The sequence below is a fragment of the Streptomyces sp. NPDC032940 genome, assembly GCF_040636935.1.
GTDB lineage: Bacteria > Actinomycetota > Actinomycetes > Streptomycetales > Streptomycetaceae > Streptomyces.
In genome coordinates this window covers 106,652-125,015 of record NZ_JBEZVJ010000018.1, presented here as the reverse complement: position 1 = coordinate 125,015, position 18,364 = coordinate 106,652, and the positions used below count along the sequence as shown (strand labels likewise).

The window sequence follows — 18,364 nt, the reverse complement described above, 5'->3', positions numbered from 1 at the left end:
GTCGATCCATCGGCTTTTGCCCGGGCTTGGATCCGGCTTGGTGCGATTATGCACTTGCCGGTCGCACGGCACGGCAAACAACGCGGAGGTCAGTCGCCTTCCGTCCGCTCGCGCGTCGCCAGCAGCCGGCGCAGCGAGTACAGCCGCGCCGGGTCGGCGTGGCCCTCGGCGACCCACGCGTCCAGCGCGCAGTCGGGCTCGTCGTGGCTGCACGCGCGGGGGCAGCCCTCCGTACCCGGCTCCAGATCGGGGAAGGCGTGGATCACACGGGACGGGTCGATGTGGGCGAGCCCGAACGACCGTACGCCGGGGGTGTCCACGACCCAGCCGCCCTCGTCGGAGGAGAGCGGCAGCGCGAGGGCCGAGGTCGTCGTGTGCCGGCCGCGTCCCGTCACCGCGTTGACGTGGCCCGTCGTACGGCGTCGGTCCTCCGGGACCAGCGCGTTGACCAGCGTCGTCTTTCCGACCCCGGAGTGGCCGACGAACGCCGTGACCTTACCGTCCAGATGCTCGCGCACGCGGTCGGCGGCATCGCCGTTCTCCAGCTCCTCGCGGCTGGTGACGACGTACGGGATGTCCAACGCGCCGTACAGACCGAGCAGTTCGTCGGGCGGGGCGAGGTCCGACTTGGTCATCACCAGCAGCGGGGTGAGGCCGCCGTCGAACGCCGCGACCAGGCAGCGGTCGATGAGGCGCGGGCGCGGCTCGGGGTCGGCGAGGGCGGTGACGATGGCGAGCTGGTCGGCGTTGGCGACGACCACGCGCTCGTAGGGGTCGTCGTCGTCCGCCGTGCGGCGCAGCACCGACGTGCGCTCCTCGATGCGGACGATCCGCGCGAGCGTGTCCTTGGCGCCGGACAGGTCGCCGACCAGCGCCACCCGGTCGCCGACGACCGCGGCCTTGCGGCCCAGTTCGCGGGCCTTCATCGCCGTGACGACCCGGTCCTCGACGAGGCAGGTCAGCCGGCCCCGGTCCACGGTGAGGACGAGGCCCTCGGCGGCGTCCTCGTGCTTGGGCCGGATGTGGGTGCGAGGCCGGTTGCCCTTGCGGTTGGGGCGCGAGCGGATGTCGTCCTCGTCGGTGTGCTTGCCGTAGCGGCGCATGGCGAACGGTCCCTACGCCCCGAGCATCCCGGTCCACAGGTCGGGGAAGTCGGGCAGCGTCTTGGCGGTGGTCGCCACGTTCTCGATCTCCACGCCCTCGACCGCGAGGCCGATGATCGCGCCGGCGGTGGCCATGCGGTGGTCCTCGTAGGTGTGGAAGACCCCGCCGTGCAGGCGGCGCGGGCGGATGTGCAGCCCGTCCGCGGTCTCGGTGACGTCGCCGCCGAGTTCGTTGATCTCCTTGGTGAGCGCGGCCAGCCGGTCCGTCTCGTGCAGGCGCAGATGTGCCACCCCGCGCAGGGTCGAGGGGGAGTCCGCGAGGGCCGCGACGGCCGCGACGCCCGGGGTGAGCTCGCCGACCTCGCCTAGGTCCACGTCGATGCCGTGCACGGCACCCGATCCGGTGAACAGCAGGCCGTAGTCGGTCAGTTCGCAGGAACCGCCCATCTCGGTGAAGATCTCGCGCAGCCGGTCACCGGGCTGGGTGGTACGGGCCGGCCAGTCGGGGATCACCACCTTGCCGCCGGTCACCAGCGCCGCCGCCAGGAACGGCTGGGCGTTCGACAGGTCCGGCTCGATCGTGAGGTCGCGGCCGAGCAGCGCGCCCGGCGTGACCCGCCAGACGTTCGGCTCGCCGCCGGACTCCGGCGTGTCCACCTGGGCGCCGACCGAGCGCAGCATGTCGACGGTCATGCGGATGTGCGGCATGGACGGCAGCGCCGATCCGGTGTGGCGGACCTCGACGCCCTGATTGAAGCGCGGGCCGGACAGCAGCAGCGCACTGACGAACTGCGAGGACGACGACGCGTCGATCGCGACCGGCCCGCCCTCCAGGGCGCCGCCGCCGTGCACGGTCATCGGCAGCGCGCCGCGCCCGTCGTCGTCGATGCGGGCACCGAGGACGCGCAGCGCGTCGATCACCCCGTGCAGCGGGCGCTCGTAGGAGCGGGGGTCGCCGTCGAAGCGGACGGGGCCGTCGGCGAGCGTGGCGACCGGCGGGAGGAAGCGCATGACCGTGCCGGCGTTGCCGACGTCGACCGTGGCGGGGCCGTGCAGACCGGCCGGGATGACCCGCCAGAACTCGCCGGTGCCGTCGGGACCGACGCCCTCCTCGATCTCGACGCCCATCGCCCGCAGCGCCCCGGCCATCAGCAGGGTGTCGCGTGAGCGCAGCGGGCGGCGCAGCCAGCCGGGCTCGGAGGCGAGCGCGGCCAGCACCAGGGCGCGGTTGGTGACCGATTTGGATCCGGGCACATGGACGGTCGCGTCGACGGCCCCGCTCGCGTGCGGGGCGGGCCAGAGGGCGGTGTGCGCGGAATTCACGGTCATGAGCCCCACTTTAATGGCTGAAGCCGATCGGAGATCTTGATCAAAGGTGTCGAAATCCGACCGAAACCGCGACAGGGGAACTGCCGCGCCTATATGCGGCAGTTCTCGCTCCCTGTGCGGCCGGCCGGCCCGAAGGCCCGCTCACAGCTCCAGCAGCCACCGTCCCCCGCCGATCAGCGAGCACAGCGAGACCGCGTGGAACAGGAAGAACCACACCGCCGCCGGAGCGTGGGACAGCCGGGCCAGCTGGTCCGCGTCCGAGTCGCCTGCCCCGCCCCGCGCCCGCTTGGCCTGGAGCTCGAAGGGCGGCCGCACCCCGCCGAGCAGCAGGAACCACACCGCCGCGTACGCGAACGCCGCCTGCACCTGCGGGCCGGCCAGCCAGGACACCAGCAGGAACGTCCCGCCGGTCAGCACGACCGTCAGTACCCCGTACGCGTTGCGGATCATCACCAGCAGGGCGATCAGCAGCGCCGTCGCCACCCACAGCAGCAGCGTGATGCGTCCCGAGGCCAGCAGCGCGGCCCCGCCCAGGCCCAGCAGCGAGGGCGCGGTGTAGCCGGCCGCCGCGGTGAGGATCATGCCGAGCCCGTGCGGCTTGCCCCGGCTGACGGTGAGGCCGCTGGTGTCCGAGTGCAGGGTGATGGCGGTCAGCGTGCGCCCGGTGAGCAGCGCCACCAGTCCGTGCCCGCCCTCGTGGGCGATGGTGATCGCGTTCCGTGCCGTCCGCCACAGCGGGCGGAGCACGACGACGGCGAGCCCGGCGACCAGGGTCGCGATCACCACCCACAGCTGGGGGTCGGGCTGGGTACCGGAGACCTCGTCCCACAGGGAGGTGAGCGAGGCCGAGGCGAGGTGGTCCATGGTCGGTGCGGGCTCCTCGTGTGCACGGTCGAGCGGGTGTGGCGCGAAGCGCCTCGGGGAGGGGCGGTGGTCGGGAGACGGGCGGGCCTGGCAATGTGGCACGCATGTGCGGACGGTATGCGGCGAGTCGTGGACCCGAGGATCTCGCAGGAATCTTTGAGATCGAGAAGTGGGAGCCCCAGGAGACCCTGGAGCCTGACTACAACGTGGCACCCACCAAAGAGGTCTACGCCGTCCTGGACCGCCCCCTGAAGGACGCGCAGGACCCGCGGCCGGTTCGCCAGCTGCGGAAACTGAAGTGGGGCCTCGTCCCCTCCTGGGCCAAGACGCCCGAGGGCGGCGCCCGGATGATCAACGCCCGCGCGGAGACCGTCCACGAGAAGCCGTCCTACCGCCGCGCCTTCAGCACCCGGCGCTGCATCCTGCCCGCCGACGGCTACTACGAGTGGGTCACCGGCAAGCAGGAGCGGGACCTGGAGGTCGAGGGACGCCGGAAGCGGCCCCGCAAGCAGCCGTACTTCGTGACCCCGGCCGACGGCTCCGTCTTCGCCATGGCGGGGCTCTACGAGTTCTGGCGGGACCGGACGCTGCCCGACGACCACCCGGCGGCCTGGTGGGTGACGTGCTCGGTGATCACCACCGAGGCCGAGGCCACCCCGCTCGCCGTCGCCTCGCCCGAGGGCCCGCACGCCCTGGCCGACATCCACCCCCGGATGCCGCTGATGCTGACGCAGGACCGGTGGGACGCGTGGCTCGACCCGGCGCGCACCGACCCCGACGAGCTCACCTCGCTGCTGACGCCCCCGCCCGCGGGGCTGATGCGGGCGTTCCCGGTCTCCACGGCCGTGAGCAACGTCCGCAACAACGGGCCGGAGCTGCTGAAGGAGCTGGACGGGCCGGAAGAGGGCACACTCTTCTGACGTGAAGACCGAGATCATCGACACGGAGGCCGGCGCCGCCCGCATCACCTGGCACCCGGCCGCGCGGCCCCGCCTCGTCCTCGCCGCGAGCCACGGCGCCGGCGGCGGCATCGAGGCGCGCGACCTGGCGGCCCTGGCGGCGGCGCTGCCCGCGGTGGGCGTGACCGTGGCCCTGGTCGAGCAGCCCTGGCGGGTGGCCGGCAAGAAGCTCGCGCCCGCCCCGAAGACCCTGGACACAGGCTGGCGCGGCGTCTGGCCCGCGCTGAACGCCCCCGGCCTGCCGGTGATCTCCGGCGGCCGCAGCGCCGGCGCCCGCGTCGCCTGCCGCACCGCCACCGAGCTGGGCGCCCGTGCCGTCCTCGCCCTGAGCTTCCCGCTGCACCCGCCGGGCAAGCCCGAGAAGTCCCGCGCCGGTGAACTGCTCGGGGCCGGGGTGCCGACCCTCGTCGTCCAGGGCGGCAACGACCCCTTCGGGAAGCCCGAGGAGTTCCCCGAGGGGAGCTACGACCTGACCCCGGTCCCGTACGGCGACCACGGCTTCGCCGTGCCCAAACGGGCGGAGATCACGCAGGACGAGGCCCTGCGGCTGATCACCGACGGCGTCGCGGAGTGGACCCGCTCACTCGGCTGACGGCCCGGGAATGAGCGGCGGGCGACCGCTGTTGTGGCGGACATACGTTGCTGAGCGTCAGCACCGATGCCGTACGAGAGGAAGTCCGCCGCATGGCTTCAGCCTTCTGCCCGAGTCGCAGCAGCCGCGCCGACCTGGACTGGACGGTGCTGCACGCGGCGAAGACCGCCCCCGTTCGGGCGGCGGGCGGACCGGATCGTCGTCTATCCTCCGATTCGAGCGGGGCCGGATTCGGCACCGTGACGTCACTGGAGGAGGTGGGTCCGGTCACTGGGACCGACGCAGGGACCGAACACGGCCAGGCGGAGCAGCCCGAGGGCCGGGGCACGGGCGCGGAGTCGACCGCGGAGCGCAGCGCGCGCTTCGAGCGGGACGCGCTCGAGTTCCTCGACCAGATGTACTCGGCCGCGCTGCGCATGACCCGCAACCCGGCCGACGCCGAGGACCTGGTGCAGGAGACCTACGCCAAGGCGTACGCGTCCTTCCATCAGTTCCGCGAGGGCACCAACCTCAAGGCGTGGCTGTACCGCATCCTCACCAACACCTTCATCAACTCCTACCGCAAGAAGCAGCGCGAACCCCAGCGCAGCGCGGCGGAGGAGATCGAGGACTGGCAGCTCGCGCGCGCAGAGTCGCACATGTCGACGGGTCTGCGCTCCGCCGAGTCGCAGGCGCTCGACCACCTGCCCGACTCGGACGTGAAGCAGGCGCTCCAGGCGATCCCCGAGGAGTTCCGCATCGCCGTGTATCTGGCCGACGTGGAGGGCTTTGCCTACAAGGAGATCGCGGACATCATGGGGACACCCATCGGTACGGTGATGTCCCGGCTGCACCGGGGCCGCCGCCAGCTGCGCGGCATGCTGGAGGACTACGCCCGCGACCGCGGTCTGGTCCCGGCCGGCGCCGGAGAGTCGAACGAAGCGAAAGGCTCGGGGTCATGAGCTGCGGAGAGCCGCACGAGACGGATTGCAGCGAAATCCTCGATCATCTCTACGAGTTCCTCGACAAAGAGATGCCGGACTCGGACTGCGTGAAGTTCGAGCACCACTTCGAGGAGTGCTCGCCCTGTCTGGAGAAGTACGGGCTGGAGCAGGCCGTCAAGAAGCTGGTCAAGCGGTGCTGCGGCCATGACGACGTGCCGGGCGACCTGCGCTCCAAGGTCATGGGCCGGATCGACCTGATCCGCTCGGGCCAGTCGGTCCCGGAGCACGACGTCACGGCGGCACCGCCCACCCCCCAGGAGTCCTGAGCCGCGGCCCGCCCCGCGTGACACGTCACTCGTACGTGCTAATCCGCGGGACATCCGCCCGCCTCTCCCCGTCGCCGAACCTAGGCTCGCGAGCCTGACAGGGACGGCCGGGGGAGGCGCTCATGGACGCGGTACCGGCACGGGCGCGTGCGTATGTCGCCGGTGCCGTCCTCGCCGCCCTGCTCTGCCTGCGCCCGCTGACCCAGTCACCCGCGCCCTGGGGTGCGGTGCTGCTGCTCGCGGGACTGTACGCGGGCTGCGAGCACATCGCCCGGACCCGGTTCGTCGGCACCTGCTACCCCGTGCTGCTCGCCGGGGCCTTCCTGCTCCCACCGCCCGCCGCCGCCCTCGTGGCGCTGCCGGGTGCCCTGCTCTCCCCGGTCGCGAACCGGCCGGCCGGGCTGCGACGGGCCTGGCGGGCCGCGCAGTTGGCGCTCGCCGTCTGGGCCGCGGCCCGGGTGCACGCCGAGTTCGGCGGCCGGGACGCGGTGGCGGCCGCCGACTTCCCCTACGCGCTCGCGCCCGCCGGGGCCGCGGTGCTGGGCTTCTGCCTGGTGCTGACCCTGCTGGACGGCGGGATCCTCGCGCTGGCCGACCGGGTGCCGGCCCGGCGCGCGTGGCGGGGACTCTTCTCCCGTTCTCTCGCCCCGATCGCCGTGCACGGGCTCGCCGGTCTGATGATGGCCGTCCTGTGGCGCAGCCCCTACGGCCCGGTCGCCGCGCTGCTCGTACTGCTGCCGATGTGCGTGGCGTGGTGGGCGTTCGCCCAGTACCACCGGGAGCGTGCCGCGCACCAGGCGACCATCCGCGCCCTCGTCCAGGCCGTCGACATCAAGGACGGCTACACGCGCGGACACAGTGAGCGGGTCGGCCACGCCTCGATGATGATCGCCCGCGAGCTGGGCCTGGACGACGAACGCGTCGAGACGCTCCGCTTCGCCGGGATCCTGCACGACGTGGGCAAGCTCGGCGTGCCCACGCGGCTGCTGCGCAAGGACGGGCCGCTGACGCCCGAGGAACGGCGCGTGATCGAGCTGCACCCCGAGTACGGGCACGAGATGGTGCGCGGCATCCGCTTCCTGGGCGAGGCCCGGGCCGCCGTGCTGCACCACCACGAACGGCTGGACGGCAGCGGTTACCCCTACGGGCTGGCGGGCGGCCAGATCCCCGAGTCGGCCCGGGTGGTCGCCGTCGCCGACGCCTTCGACGCGATGACGTCCACGCGGTCCTACAGCAGGGCGCGGCCCGTCTCGGCGGCCGTGGCCGAGCTCCAGCGGTGCGCGGGCACCCACTTCGACCCCCGGATGGTCCTGGCACTGGTGCGCGCGCTGGAACACCACGGCTGGCACCCGGCGGTGACCTCCGACGTCGCCCCCGCCCGGCCGTCCGGGCCGGCCGAGGACCGCAGCGAGGAAGCGCACGACAGGGTGGCGAGGGGGGCTTCGTGAGACCGGTGGTGGAGGGGGCGGAGGCCGGGACCGGCCCCGTCGGCGCCGGCCGTGACCGGGCGGTCCCGTGGTCGCGGCGGGAGCGGAGCGCGCCGGGGCCGCGGACCCCGGCGGTGCTCCTCATGTACGCCGGCGCCGCGCTCGTCGCGCTCGTGTGCCTCGCCTCCGTGCTGTGGAACGGCGCCGTCGAGCGCCCCGTCGCGCTCGCCTTCGGGCTCCTCGTCGTGCTCGGCGAGCTCACCCGCCGGACCGGCGGCGAGGGCCGGGAGACGGCGCCGCTCGGGACCGCCGGGGCACTGGCGTACGCCCTGCTCGGGGAGAACGCCGGACAGCCCGTGCACCACGGGGCCGCCCAGACCGTCACCGTGGTCCTCGTCGCCTCACTGCTCGGCAGCGTCCCGCACATCGCGTGCGGTGACGGTCCGGTCCTCGACCACCTGGCGCGGCGCCTGCTCACCGTCGCCTTCGCCGCCGTCTGCTTCCAGCCCCTGGCGAGCCAGGGCACCTTCCGCGACTGGGGCGGCCCCGCCCACGCGCTGCTGCTGATCGCGCTGCTCGCGCTGACCGCGCTGTGCGACGCCGTGCTCGCCGCGGCACCGGCGCACGCGCGGACCGGATGGCCCCTCGGCCCGCTGCTGCGCGAGGAACTGCGGGCGATGGGCGGCATCACCTCCGCGGTCTGCGCGACGGGGGCGGTGATGGCGCTCGCCGTGGCCGTCGCGGGACTGTGGGCGCTGCCCGTCTTCAGCGTGCCCCTGCTGCTCACCCAGCTGTCCTACCGGCGGTACGCCGCCGTCCGGGCCACCTACCGGCAGACCATCGCCTCCCTGGCCCGGGCCACCGAGATCGCCGGGTACACCCCCGCCGGGCACGCCCGCCGCGTCGCCGGGCTCAGCGTGGCCGTCGGACGGGACCTGGGGCTGTCCGGGCCCGAGCTGACGGTGCTGGAGTACGCGGCGCTCATGCACGACATCGGCCAGCTCAGCCTCGTCGACCCGGTCCCGGCGGGCGCGACGGCCGGGCTGCCCGTGTCCGAACAGCGGCGGATCGCGCTGCTCGGCGGGGCCGTGGTGCGCCAGACCGGCGTCGACGCGGCGGTCGCCGTGGTGGTGGAGCGGCAGGCCGACCCCTGCCACGAGCAGCCGCTCGCCGCGCGCATCGTGCGGGCGGTGAACGCCTACGAGGAGAAGGCGCGGGACGCCGGGCCCGGCGGGGACCTCACCGCGCTGGAGGAGCTGCGCCTCGCCACCGCCGGCGACTACGCTCCGGAGGTCGTGGAGGCGCTGGCCCGGGTGCTCTCCCGAGGCAGCCTTACCTCGCCCTCGGCTGGGTAACCCATGGGTAATGAGCGCCCCGCAGGCCGTACATGGTTTGATGCGCAGGAGAGGGTGTCCGGGGGCGCGGAAAGGCACAGCCAGCCCACTGAACGGAACTGGCAGGCGGGAATCGTGAGGATCTTCGGCAAGGGACGGCACCGGCCCTCCGCCTCCTGGCGGCAGGCCACCGACCGGGCGTTCACGCTGATCGGCGACGGTCGCTACGAGGACGCGGGAGCGCTCCTGACGCGGGCCGCCGATCTGGAGCCCTGGCTGTCGGAGTCGTGGTTCAACCTCGCCCTGCTGCACAAGTTCCGGCACGACTGGGAGCAGGCCAGAGCGGCGGGCCTGAGGGCCGTGGCACTGCTCGACAAGGACAGCGGGGCCCCCGACTGGTGGAACGTCGGCATCGCCGCGACCGCCCTCCAGGACTGGCCCCTGGCCCGCCGCGCCTGGCAGGCGTACGGGCTGAAGACGCCCGGCGACGCCACGGACGCCGGCGAGCCCCTCGGCATGGACCTCGGCAGCGCGGCCGTACGGCTGTCCCCCGAGGGCGAGGCCGAGGTGGTGTGGGGGCGGCGGCTGGACCCCGCCCGCGTCGAGGTGCTGTCCATTCCGCTGCCGTCCTCCGGGCGGCGCTGGGGCGAGGTCGTGCTGCACGACGGCGTCCCGCACGGGGAGCGGACCACGGCCGCCGGGCACTCCTACCCCGTCTTCGACGAGATCGAGCTGTGGGCGCCCTCGCCCGTCCCCACCTGGGTGGTCCTCCTGGAGGCCGCCACCGAGGCCGACCGGGACGCGCTGGAGCAGCTGGCCGCCGACGCCGGGTTCGCCGCCGAGGACTGGTCGTCCTCCGTGCGGCTGCTGTGCCGGATGTGCTCGGAGTCCCGGATGCCCTCCGACGAGGGCGACGGCGAGCACCTCGACCCGCACGACCACAGCGAGCCGGGGCACCCGGGGCCGCTCGGGCACCGGACCGACGGGCAGCTGTGGGTGCCGGAACGGGAGTGCGGGGTGGCCGCGCCGGCCTCGCTGGTGCGGGGGCTGCTGGACGGATGGGTCGCGGACAGTCCGGACTCGCGGGACTGGCGGGACCTCGAAGAGGTCTGCTGAGACCGTCGCCCGCTCCCCGTACCCTGTACCAGGCATCAACTCCGGTTCCATCCAGGAAGGCATACGTCGGTCATGGCGCAGCAGGACACCGATCAGCAGCACGCGGGCGTGCTCCCCGTGGACGACGAGGGCTTCGTCGTCGACACCGAGGACTGCGAGGAGCGCGAGACGGGCTGGCGTGAGCGCGGTACCTCGCGTCCGATCACGGTCGTCGGCAACCCGGTGCTGCACAAGGAGTGCCAGGACGTCACCGACTTCGGCGAGGAGCTCCAGCAGCTGGTCGCGGACATGTTCGCCAGCCAGCGCACCGCCGAGGGCGTGGGCCTGGCCGCCAACCAGATCGGCGTCGACAAGAAGGTCTTCGTCTACGACTGCCCCGACGACGAGGGAGTCCGCCACGTCGGCGTGGTCTGCAACCCGAGGCTCGTCGAACTGCCCGCCGACCGGCGCCGCCTGGACGACAGCAACGAGGGCTGCCTGTCCGTGCCGACCGCCTACGCACCGCTCGCCCGCCCCGACTACGCCGAGGTGACCGGGCAGGACGAGCAGGGCAACCCGGTCAAGGTGCGTGGCACCGGCTACTTCGCCCGCTGCCTCCAGCACGAGACCGACCACCTCTACGGGTACCTCTACATCGACCGGCTCTCCAAGCGCGAACGCAAGGACGCGCTGCGGCAGATGGCCGAGAACGAGCCGCGATACCCCGTGGTCGCGAACGACTGAGACCTCACCCCGGCCTCACCAGCCCCAGGCGCACGGCGCCCGTCCGGGTCCCACCCGAGCGGGCGCCGTTCGCGTGTCCGTCACCTGTACGATCCCCGTCGCCCTTCCGAAGATTCCGAAGCCGACACACAACAGGAGATTCCAGGCGTCGCGGGGTAGTGAATGGAGCAAATCCGTTCCCAGAACGGTCAGTTGTGGTGCTGAATGGAAGAGCGGGGATACGCAACGGCGCACGCCCCGCTCAGCGCGAGGCGTGCGTCACCGGCGGCTGAGAGGGGTTTGTTCGTGCATGCTTTCCCACACGGCACCACAGCGACACCGACCGCGATCGCAGTCCCACCGCAGCTCTCACTCCCGGTGATCGAGGCGGCTTTTCCCCGGCAGCTTCATCCGTATTGGCCGAAGCTCCAGGACAAGACCCGTACCTGGCTGCTGGAAAAGCGGCTCATGCCGGCCGACAAGGTCGAGGAATATGCCGACGGACTGTGCTACACGGACCTCATGGCGGGGTACTACCTGGGCGCCCCCGACGAGGTCCTCCAGGCGATAGCCGACTACAGCGCGTGGTTCTTCGTCTGGGACGACCGGCACGACCGGGACATCGTCCACGGCCGCGCGGCCGCCTGGCGCCGGCTGCGGGACCGGCTGCACGCGGCACTGGACGCACCCGCGGACCACCTGCACCACGAGGACGCGCTGGTGGCCGGGTTCGCCGACAGCGTGCTGCGGCTCTACGCCTTCCTGCCGGCGACGTGGAACGCCCGGTTCGCCCGGCACTTCCACGCGGTGATCGAGGCGTACGACCGGGAATTCCACAACCGCACCCACGGAATCGTGCCCGGCGTCGAGGAGTACCTCGCGCTGCGCCGGCTCACCTTCGCGCACGCGATCTGGACCGACCTGCTGGAGACGAGCGCGGGGTGCGAACTGCCGGACTCCGTGCGAAAGCACCCGGCATACCGGCGGGCGGCCCTGCTGAGCCAGGAATTCGCCGCCTGGTACAACGACCTCTGCTCACTGCCCAAGGAAATAGCGGGCGATGAGGTCCACAATCTCGGCATCAGCCTCATCACCCACCACCAACTGACCCTGGAAGAAGCGATAGAGGAAATCCGGCGACGCGTGGAGGAATGCATCACGGAATTCCTCGCCGTCGAGCGGGACGTCTTACGGTTCGCCGGCGAACTCGACGACGGAACCGTACGCGGAAAGGAACTGAGCGGCGCCGTGCGGGTCAACGTCGGCAATATGCGGAACTGGTTCAGTTCCGTCTACTGGTTCCACCACGAGTCCGGCCGGTACATGGTCGACAGCTGGGACGACCGGTCCACGCCCCCGTACGTCGACAACGAAGCGGCAGGTGAGAAATGACCGTCGAGTCCTCCCCCGAGTCCTCGGCCACGCTCGGACAGGGGGCGCCCCCGTCCCCCGGCATCCGGACCGGCCGGGCGCCGGAACTGCGCGAGCCGCCCGTCGCGGGCGGCGGCGTCCCGCTCCTCGGCCACGGCTGGAGGCTGGCCCGCGACCCGCTGGCCTTCATGGCCCAGCTGCGCGACCACGGCGAGGTGGTCCGCATCAAGCTCGGCCCGAAGACCGTGTACGCGGTCACCACCCCGGCGCTCACCGGCGCCCTCGCGCTGAGCCCCGACTACCACATCGCCGGCCCACTGTGGGAGTCGCTGGAGGGCCTGCTCGGCAAGGAGGGCGTGGCCACCGCCAACGGTCCGCTCCACCGGCGCCAGCGGCGCACCATCCAGCCCGCCTTCAAGCTCGACGCGATCCCCGCCTACGGGCCGATCATGGAGGAGGAGGCGCACGCGCTCACCGAGCGCTGGCGGCCGGGGGAGACGGTCGACGCCACCTCCGAGTCCTTCCGCGTCGCCGTGCGCGTCGCGGCCCGCTGCCTGCTGCGCGGCCAGTACATGGACGAGCGCGCCGAGCGCCTGTGCACCGCCCTCGCCACCGTCTTCCGCGGCATGTACCGGCGGATGGTCGTCCCGCTCGGCCCGCTGTACCGGCTGCCGCTGCCGGCCAATCGCGAATTCAACGAAGCGCTGGCCGATCTCCACCTGCTGGTGGACGAGATCATCGCCGAGCGCCGTGCATCCGGTCAAAAGCCGGACGATTTGCTGACGGCTTTGCTGGAGGCCGAGGACGACAATGGCGATCCGATCGGAGAACAGGAGATCCACGACCAGGTCGTCGCGATACTCACCCCCGGCAGTGAAACCATCGCCTCCACGATCATGTGGTTGCTCCAGGCACTTGCCGACCATCCGGAACATGCCGACCGCATACGCGACGAAGTCGAAGCGGTGACCGGCGGACGCCCGGTCGCATTCGAGGACGTCCGCAAGCTCACGCACACCGGCAATGTCATCGTGGAGGCCATGCGTTTGCGTCCCGCGGTATGGGTATTGACGCGGCGCGCGGTGGTCGAGACGGAACTCGGTGGCTATCGCATTCCGGCCGGAGCGGACATCATCTACAGTCCGTACGCAATCCAGCGCGATCCGAAGTCATACGCCCGCAACCTGGAGTTCGACCCGGACCGATGGCTTCCGGAGCGGGTGACGGAACTGCCGAAATACGCCATGCGGCCGTTCAGCGTGGGCAATCGCAAGTGCCCCAGCGACCACTTCTCCATGGCGCAGCTGACGCTGATCACGGCGGCGCTCGCCACCAAGTACCGCTTCGAGCAGGTGGCGGGCTCGAACGACGCGGTGCGCGTCGGCATCACGCTGCGTCCCCACGACCTGCTGGTCCGGCCCGTGGCGAGGTGAGCGCCGCGGCGACGCGGCTCAGGCGGCGGCCTCGGGGCCCCGGAAGGTGCGCCGGTAGGCGTGCGGGGTGGTGCCGAGAGCCCTGACGAACTGGTGCCTCAGGGCCGCCGCCGTGCCGAAGCCGGTGCGCCAGGCGACCGCGTCCATCGTCTCGTCCGTCGCCTCCAGCAGCCGCTGGGCCAGCAGCACGCGCTGGCGCAGGATCCAGCGGTAAGGGGTCGTGCCCGTCTCCTGCTGGAAGCGGCGGGCGAAGGTGCGCGGGGACATGTGCGCGCGAGCGGCGAGCTGCTCGACGGTGACCTCCTCGTCGAGGTGCTGTTCCATCCAGGCCAGCACCTCGCCGACGGTGTCGCAGGAGGAGTGCGGCAGCGGCCGCTCGATGTACTGGGCCTGGCCGCCGTCCCGGTGCGGCGGTACCACCATGCGCCGGGCGATCCTGTTGGCGACCTCCGGCCCCTGCTCCTTGCGCACGATGTGCAGGCAGGCGTCGATGCCGGCGGCGGTGCCGGCGGACGTGATCACCGGGTCCTCGTCCACGTACAGCACGTCCGGCTCGACCCGGGCCCGCGGGTACTGCCGGGCCAGCTCGTCCGCGTGGCGCCAGTGCACCGTGCACCGCCGGCCGTCCAGCAGCCCGGCGGCGCCCAGCACGAACACCCCCGAGCACACGCTGAGCACCCGCGTGCCCCGGTCCACGGCCCGGCGCAGGGCCTCGAGCAGCTCGGGCGGGTACACCCGGTCGACGAACCGGTTGCCGGCCGGCACGGCGATCAGATCGGCCTCCTCCAGCCGGTCGGGGCCGTACGGCGTGGAGACGCTCAGTCCGCCTACGTGCGTGGTGAGCGCCGGGCCCTCGGCGGAGACCACCGCGAAGTCGTACACCGGCAGGCCCTCGTCGCTGCGGTCGATGCCGAACACCTCGCACACGACGCCGAGTTCGAAGGGATGCACGCCGTCGAGCAGGACGGCGGCCACGTTCTTCAGCATGCTGCCAGTGTGCCTCGGGAGTGGCAGGAAATCGAGGCCTTACGGCAGTCCTGCCACTCCCGGTAAGGACCATCCGGCGCGACAGTGGTGTCATGACCGGAAACCAGATGGAAGCCCTGATCGGAATGCTCGTGACCTTCGGACTCCTCGTCCTCATGGTCCTTCCCTCACTGATCGGCGTCGTGCGCGACAAGCGCATCGACCGTCAGATCAGGGAGGCTCAGAAGTCCTCGTCCAGGTCGACGGTGCCCTCCACCGCCACCTGGTACGCCGAGGGCCGCCGCTCGAAGAAGTTGGTCAGCTCCTGAACCCCCTGGAGCTCCATGAAGGAGAAGGGGTTCTCGGAGCCGTACACCGGGGCGAAGCCGAGCCGCGTCAGACGCTGGTCGGCGACGCACTCCAGGTACTGCCGCATCGAGTCGGTGTTCATCCCCGGGAGGCCGTCACCGCACAGGTCGCGCGCGAACTGCAGCTCGGCCTCGACGGCCTCCCGCAGCATGTCGGTGACCTGCTGCTCGAGCCGGTCGTCGAAGAGGTCCGGCTCCTCCTTGCGGACGGTGTCGACCACGTCGAAGGCGAAGGACATGTGCATCGTCTCGTCGCGGAACACCCAGTTGGTGCCGGTGGCCAGCCCGTGCAGCAGACCCCGGCTGCGGAACCAGTACACGTAGGCGAAGGCGCCGTAGAAGAACAGGCCCTCGATGCACGCGGCGAAGCAGACGAGGTTGAGCAGGAAGCGGCGGCGGTCGGCCTTGGACTCCAGCCGGTCGATGGACTCGACGGAGTCCATCCACTTGAAGCAGAACTCCGCCTTCTCGCGGATGGACGGGATGCTCTCCACGGCCGCGAAGGCCGCCGCGCGGTCCTCCGGGTCGGGCAGGTAGGTGTCCAGCAGCGTCAGATAGAACTGGACGTGCACGGCCTCCTCGAAGAGCTGCCGGCTCAGATAGAGCCGCGCCTCGGGGGAGTTGATGTGCTTGTAGAGGGTCAGCACCAGGTTGTTCGCGACGATCGAGTCACCGGTGGCGAAGAACGCCACCAGCCGGCCGATCAGGTGCTGCTCCTCGGGGCTGAGCCTGGCGAGGTCGGCGACGTCCGAGTGGAGGTCGACCTCCTCGACGTGCCAGGTGTTCTTGATGGCGTCCCGGTAGCGCTCGTAGAAGTCCGGGTAGCGCATGGGGCGCAGGGTCAGTTCGAAGCCCGGGTCGAGCAGGTTCTTGGTGGTGTTGTCGGTCATCACTGGCAGGCCTCGCAGGACTCGGGGTTTTCCAGGGAGCAGGCGACCGCTTCGGGGTCGGGGACCGCCTGCACGGGCACGGTGGCGCGGCCGGCGGCGCGGGCGATGCGGGTCGCCGGGCGGGAACGCAGGTAGTAGGTGGTCTTCAGGCCCTGCTTCCAGGCGTACGCGTACATCGAGGAGAGCTTCCCGATGGTCGGCGTCTCCAGGAACAGGTTCAGCGACTGGGCCTGGTCGAGATACGGAGTGCGGGCGGCGGCCATGTCGATGAGGGCGCGCTGCGGGATCTCCCAGGCGGTGCGGTACAGCACGCGCACGTCCTCGGGGATCCACGCGAAGTCCTGCACCGAGCCGTTCGCCTCGCGCAGCGCCTCGCGGGTGCGGGCGTCCCACACGCCGAGCCGCTTGAGGTCGCCGACCAGGTACGAGTTGACCTGGAGGAACTCGCCGGACAGCGTCTCGCGCTTGAACAGGTTGGACACCTGCGGCTCGATGCACTCGTAGACGCCCGCGATGGAGGCGATGGTGGCCGTCGGCGCGATGGCCAGCAGCAGCGAGTTGCGCAGCCCGGTGGTGGCGATGCGCTCGCGCAGCGCCGCCCAGCGCTCCGGCCACGCCTGCTCCACGTCGTAGTGGTCCGGGTGCAGCACGCCCCGCGCGGTACGGGTCTTCTCCCAGGCCGGCAGCGGGCCGCCCCGCTCGGCGAGGTCGGCGGAGGTCTCGTACGCGGCGAGCATGATCCGCTCGGCGATGCGGGTGGACAGGGCCTTCGCCTCGGGGGAGTCGAAGGGCAGGCGCAGTTGGAAGAAGACGTCCTGGAGACCCATCGCGCCGAGGCCGACCGGACGCCAGCGGGCGTTGGAGCGGCCCGCCTGCTCGGTCGGGTAGAAGTTGATGTCGACGACCCGGTCCAGGAAGGTGACGGCGGTGCGCACGGTGGCGTCCAGCCGCTCCCAGTCGATGTCGTCGCCGGTCACGAAGGCGCCCAGGTTGACGGACCCGAGGTTGCAGACCGCGGTCTCCCCGTCGTCGGTGACCTCGAGGATCTCCGTGCAGAGGTTCGAGGAGTGGACGACGTGGCCCGGCTCGGCCGTCTGGTTGGCGGTGCGGTTGGCGGTGTCCTTGAAGGTTATCCAGCCGTTGCCGGTCTGCGCGAGGGTGCGCATCATGCGGCCGTACAGCTCACGGGCCGGGAGGGTCTTCCTGGCCAGGCCCTTCGCCTCGGCCGTCCGGTAGGCGGCGTCGAACTCCGCGCCCCACAGGTCCACCAGCTCCGGCACGTCCGAGGGCGAGAACAGCGACCACGGCCCGTCCGCGTCCACCCGCCGCATGAACTCGTCCGGGATCCAGTGCGCCAGGTTCAGGTTGTGGGTGCGGCGGGCGTCCTCGCCCGTGTTGTCCCGCAGCTCCAGAAACTCCTCGATGTCGGCGTGCCAGGTCTCCAGGTAGACCGCCGCCGCGCCCTTGCGCCGGCCGCCCTGGTTCACCGCGGCCACCGAGGCGTCCAGCGTCTTGAGGAACGGGACGATGCCGTTGGAGTGCCCGTTGGTGCCGCGGATCAGCGAACCCCGGGAGCGGACGCGGGAGTAGGCGATGCCGATGCCGCCGGCGTGCTTGGACAGGCGCGCGACCTGGTGCAGGCGGTCGTAGAGGGAGTCCAGCTCGTCCTTGGGGGAGTCGAGGAGGTAGCAGGACGACATCTGGGCGTGCCGGGTGCCGGAGTTGAAGAGGGTGGGGGAGGAGGGCAGGTAGTCCAGGCGGCTCATCAGCCCGTAGAGCGCGGCGACCTCGTCCACCGACCGCTCGGTGTCGTCCTCGGCGAGTCCGGCGGCGACGCGCAGCAGGAAGTGCTGGGGCGTCTCGACGACCTTGCGGGTGAGCGGGTGCCGGAGCAGATAGCGGCTGTAGAGCGTGCGCAGCCCGAAGTAGCCGAAGCGGTCGTCGGCGGACGGGTCGACCAGCGCGTCCAGGCGGGCCGCGTGCAGCCCGGCGAACGCGGCGGTGCGGTCGGCGATCAGGCCCTCGCGGTGGCCCGTGGCGACGGACTCGGTGAAGGAGGTGACCCCCTGGGAGGCGGCCTCGGCGCGGATGCCGATGGTCAGCAGCCGGGCGGCCAGACGGGAGTAGGCCGGGTCCTCGGAGATGAGACCGGCCGCGGCCTCCGTCGCCAGCTCCCGCAGCTCCGCCTCGTCGGCCCGCGCGGACCGGCCGCGCAGCGCGGCGGCGGCGACCCGGCCGGGGTCGGCGTCGGGGAGGTCGGCGGTGAGGGCGGTCAGGGTCCGCAGCAGGGCGGCACCGGGTCCGTCGGCTTCCTCGGTCGCCGGGACCGCAGAAGCCGTCGCAGCGGACGCTGAAACCGGGTCGGCTGACGCGATGGTCACGTGGGGCACTCCCTCGCTCGGCACGGGGCCAGGCGGAGGGCGGGGGGCAGCTCACGAGCGCACGCGGCGTCGCGTCCACCGGCCCATTCCGCGAGGCCCGGACGTCATGGCACCCGGACCGGGACGGCCGGGCGCACCGTCGGCAGGTCCTCGGACTGGACACGCGTGCGGAAACACGCGTGTACACCGTTGCGGGACAGTTCCGGATTCGCACCGGATTCCCCTGCGGCGACAGCGAGCATGAGCATACATCTTGTGCCGGGTCGCGCGAGCGCCCCCA

Annotated in this window: 16 protein-coding genes and 1 riboswitch; of the genes, 10 read left to right on the top strand and 6 right to left on the bottom strand. The window is 71.9% G+C overall.

What is annotated here, in order from left to right; genetic code table 11:
• Positions 1-89: 89 nt before the first annotated feature.
• From rsgA to AB0E77_RS21935, 3 genes are all read right to left on the bottom strand, one after another.
• Positions 90-1,103, bottom strand: a complete 1,014-nt coding sequence (gene rsgA / locus AB0E77_RS21945) for a ribosome small subunit-dependent GTPase A (RefSeq protein WP_361573156.1) — start codon at positions 1,101-1,103, stop codon at positions 90-92.
• 12 nt (positions 1,104-1,115) lie between these two features.
• Positions 1,116-2,432, bottom strand: coding sequence for a 3-phosphoshikimate 1-carboxyvinyltransferase (aroA, locus tag AB0E77_RS21940; protein ID WP_361573154.1), 1,317 nt, complete (start codon positions 2,430-2,432; stop codon positions 1,116-1,118).
• A gap of 141 nt (positions 2,433-2,573) precedes the next feature.
• The gene (locus AB0E77_RS21935) at positions 2,574-3,296 is read right to left on the bottom strand and encodes a M50 family metallopeptidase (protein WP_361573152.1); all 723 of its coding nucleotides are present in this window, start codon (positions 3,294-3,296) and stop codon (positions 2,574-2,576) included.
• Between the two features lie 104 nt (positions 3,297-3,400).
• On the opposite strand from AB0E77_RS21935, the gene AB0E77_RS21930 reads away from it, so the two are divergent.
• The 10 genes from AB0E77_RS21930 (at position 3,401) to AB0E77_RS21885 (ending at position 13,479) form a co-directional block, all read left to right on the top strand.
• Positions 3,401-4,216, top strand: a complete 816-nt coding sequence (locus AB0E77_RS21930; RefSeq protein WP_361573150.1) for an SOS response-associated peptidase — start codon at positions 3,401-3,403, stop codon at positions 4,214-4,216.
• Between the two features lies 1 nt (position 4,217).
• A complete protein-coding gene (locus AB0E77_RS21925) occupies positions 4,218-4,847 on the top strand; it encodes an alpha/beta family hydrolase (RefSeq protein WP_361573148.1) in 630 nt (209 codons plus the stop codon).
• 257 nt (positions 4,848-5,104) lie between these two features.
• Positions 5,105-5,788 (top strand): RNA polymerase sigma factor SigR, encoded by a 684-nt coding sequence (gene sigR / locus AB0E77_RS21920; protein WP_003973756.1) that lies wholly within the window; start codon positions 5,105-5,107, stop codon positions 5,786-5,788.
• Positions 5,785-6,096 (top strand): mycothiol system anti-sigma-R factor, encoded by a 312-nt coding sequence (rsrA, locus tag AB0E77_RS21915; RefSeq protein WP_055417935.1) that lies wholly within the window; start codon positions 5,785-5,787, stop codon positions 6,094-6,096. Before sigR ends, rsrA begins: the two co-directional genes overlap by 4 nt.
• Before the next feature lie 122 nt (positions 6,097-6,218).
• Positions 6,219-7,544, top strand: coding sequence for an HD-GYP domain-containing protein (locus tag AB0E77_RS21910; RefSeq protein WP_361573146.1), 1,326 nt, complete (start codon positions 6,219-6,221; stop codon positions 7,542-7,544).
• 122 nt (positions 7,545-7,666) lie between these two features.
• Entirely contained in the window at positions 7,667-8,878 is a 1,212-nt protein-coding gene (locus AB0E77_RS21905) for a metal-dependent phosphohydrolase (protein ID WP_361573188.1), read from the top strand.
• A 114-nt stretch (positions 8,879-8,992) separates the two neighbouring features.
• Positions 8,993-9,973 carry a hypothetical protein gene (locus tag AB0E77_RS21900; protein WP_361573144.1) on the top strand — a complete coding sequence of 327 codons (981 nt, stop codon included), beginning with the start codon at positions 8,993-8,995 and terminating at the stop codon, positions 9,971-9,973.
• Positions 9,974-10,045: 72 nt separating this feature from the next.
• Positions 10,046-10,696, top strand: a complete 651-nt coding sequence (gene def, locus AB0E77_RS21895; RefSeq protein ID WP_361573142.1) for a peptide deformylase — start codon at positions 10,046-10,048, stop codon at positions 10,694-10,696.
• A gap of 285 nt (positions 10,697-10,981) precedes the next feature.
• Complete coding sequence (cyc1, locus tag AB0E77_RS21890) at positions 10,982-12,067, top strand: epi-isozizaene synthase (RefSeq protein WP_361573140.1); 1,086 nt, start codon at positions 10,982-10,984, stop codon at positions 12,065-12,067.
• Positions 12,064-13,479 (top strand): cytochrome P450, encoded by a 1,416-nt coding sequence (locus AB0E77_RS21885; RefSeq protein ID WP_361573138.1) that lies wholly within the window; start codon positions 12,064-12,066, stop codon positions 13,477-13,479. The genes cyc1 and AB0E77_RS21885 overlap by 4 nt, the downstream gene beginning before the upstream one ends.
• 18 nt (positions 13,480-13,497) lie before the next feature.
• Here the strand turns inward: AB0E77_RS21885 and AB0E77_RS21880 are convergent, their stop codons facing one another.
• The 3 genes from AB0E77_RS21880 to AB0E77_RS21870 all read right to left on the bottom strand — a co-directional run bounded on the left by AB0E77_RS21880 (position 13,498) and on the right by AB0E77_RS21870 (position 18,084).
• On the bottom strand, positions 13,498-14,466 hold the full coding sequence (locus tag AB0E77_RS21880; protein ID WP_361573136.1) for a helix-turn-helix domain-containing protein: 969 nt from the start codon (positions 14,464-14,466) through the stop codon (positions 13,498-13,500).
• Positions 14,467-14,686: 220 nt separating this feature from the next.
• The gene (locus AB0E77_RS21875) at positions 14,687-15,703 is read right to left on the bottom strand and encodes a ribonucleotide-diphosphate reductase subunit beta (RefSeq protein WP_361573134.1); all 1,017 of its coding nucleotides are present in this window, start codon (positions 15,701-15,703) and stop codon (positions 14,687-14,689) included.
• Positions 15,703-18,084: a ribonucleoside-diphosphate reductase subunit alpha gene (locus AB0E77_RS21870; protein ID WP_361573132.1), complete on the bottom strand. Its 2,382-nt coding sequence runs from the start codon at positions 18,082-18,084 to the stop codon at positions 15,703-15,705. The genes AB0E77_RS21875 and AB0E77_RS21870 overlap by 1 nt, the downstream gene beginning before the upstream one ends.
• A 145-nt stretch (positions 18,085-18,229) precedes the next feature.
• Positions 18,230-18,307, bottom strand: a riboswitch (cobalamin riboswitch).
• Positions 18,308-18,364: the final 57 nt, after the last annotated feature.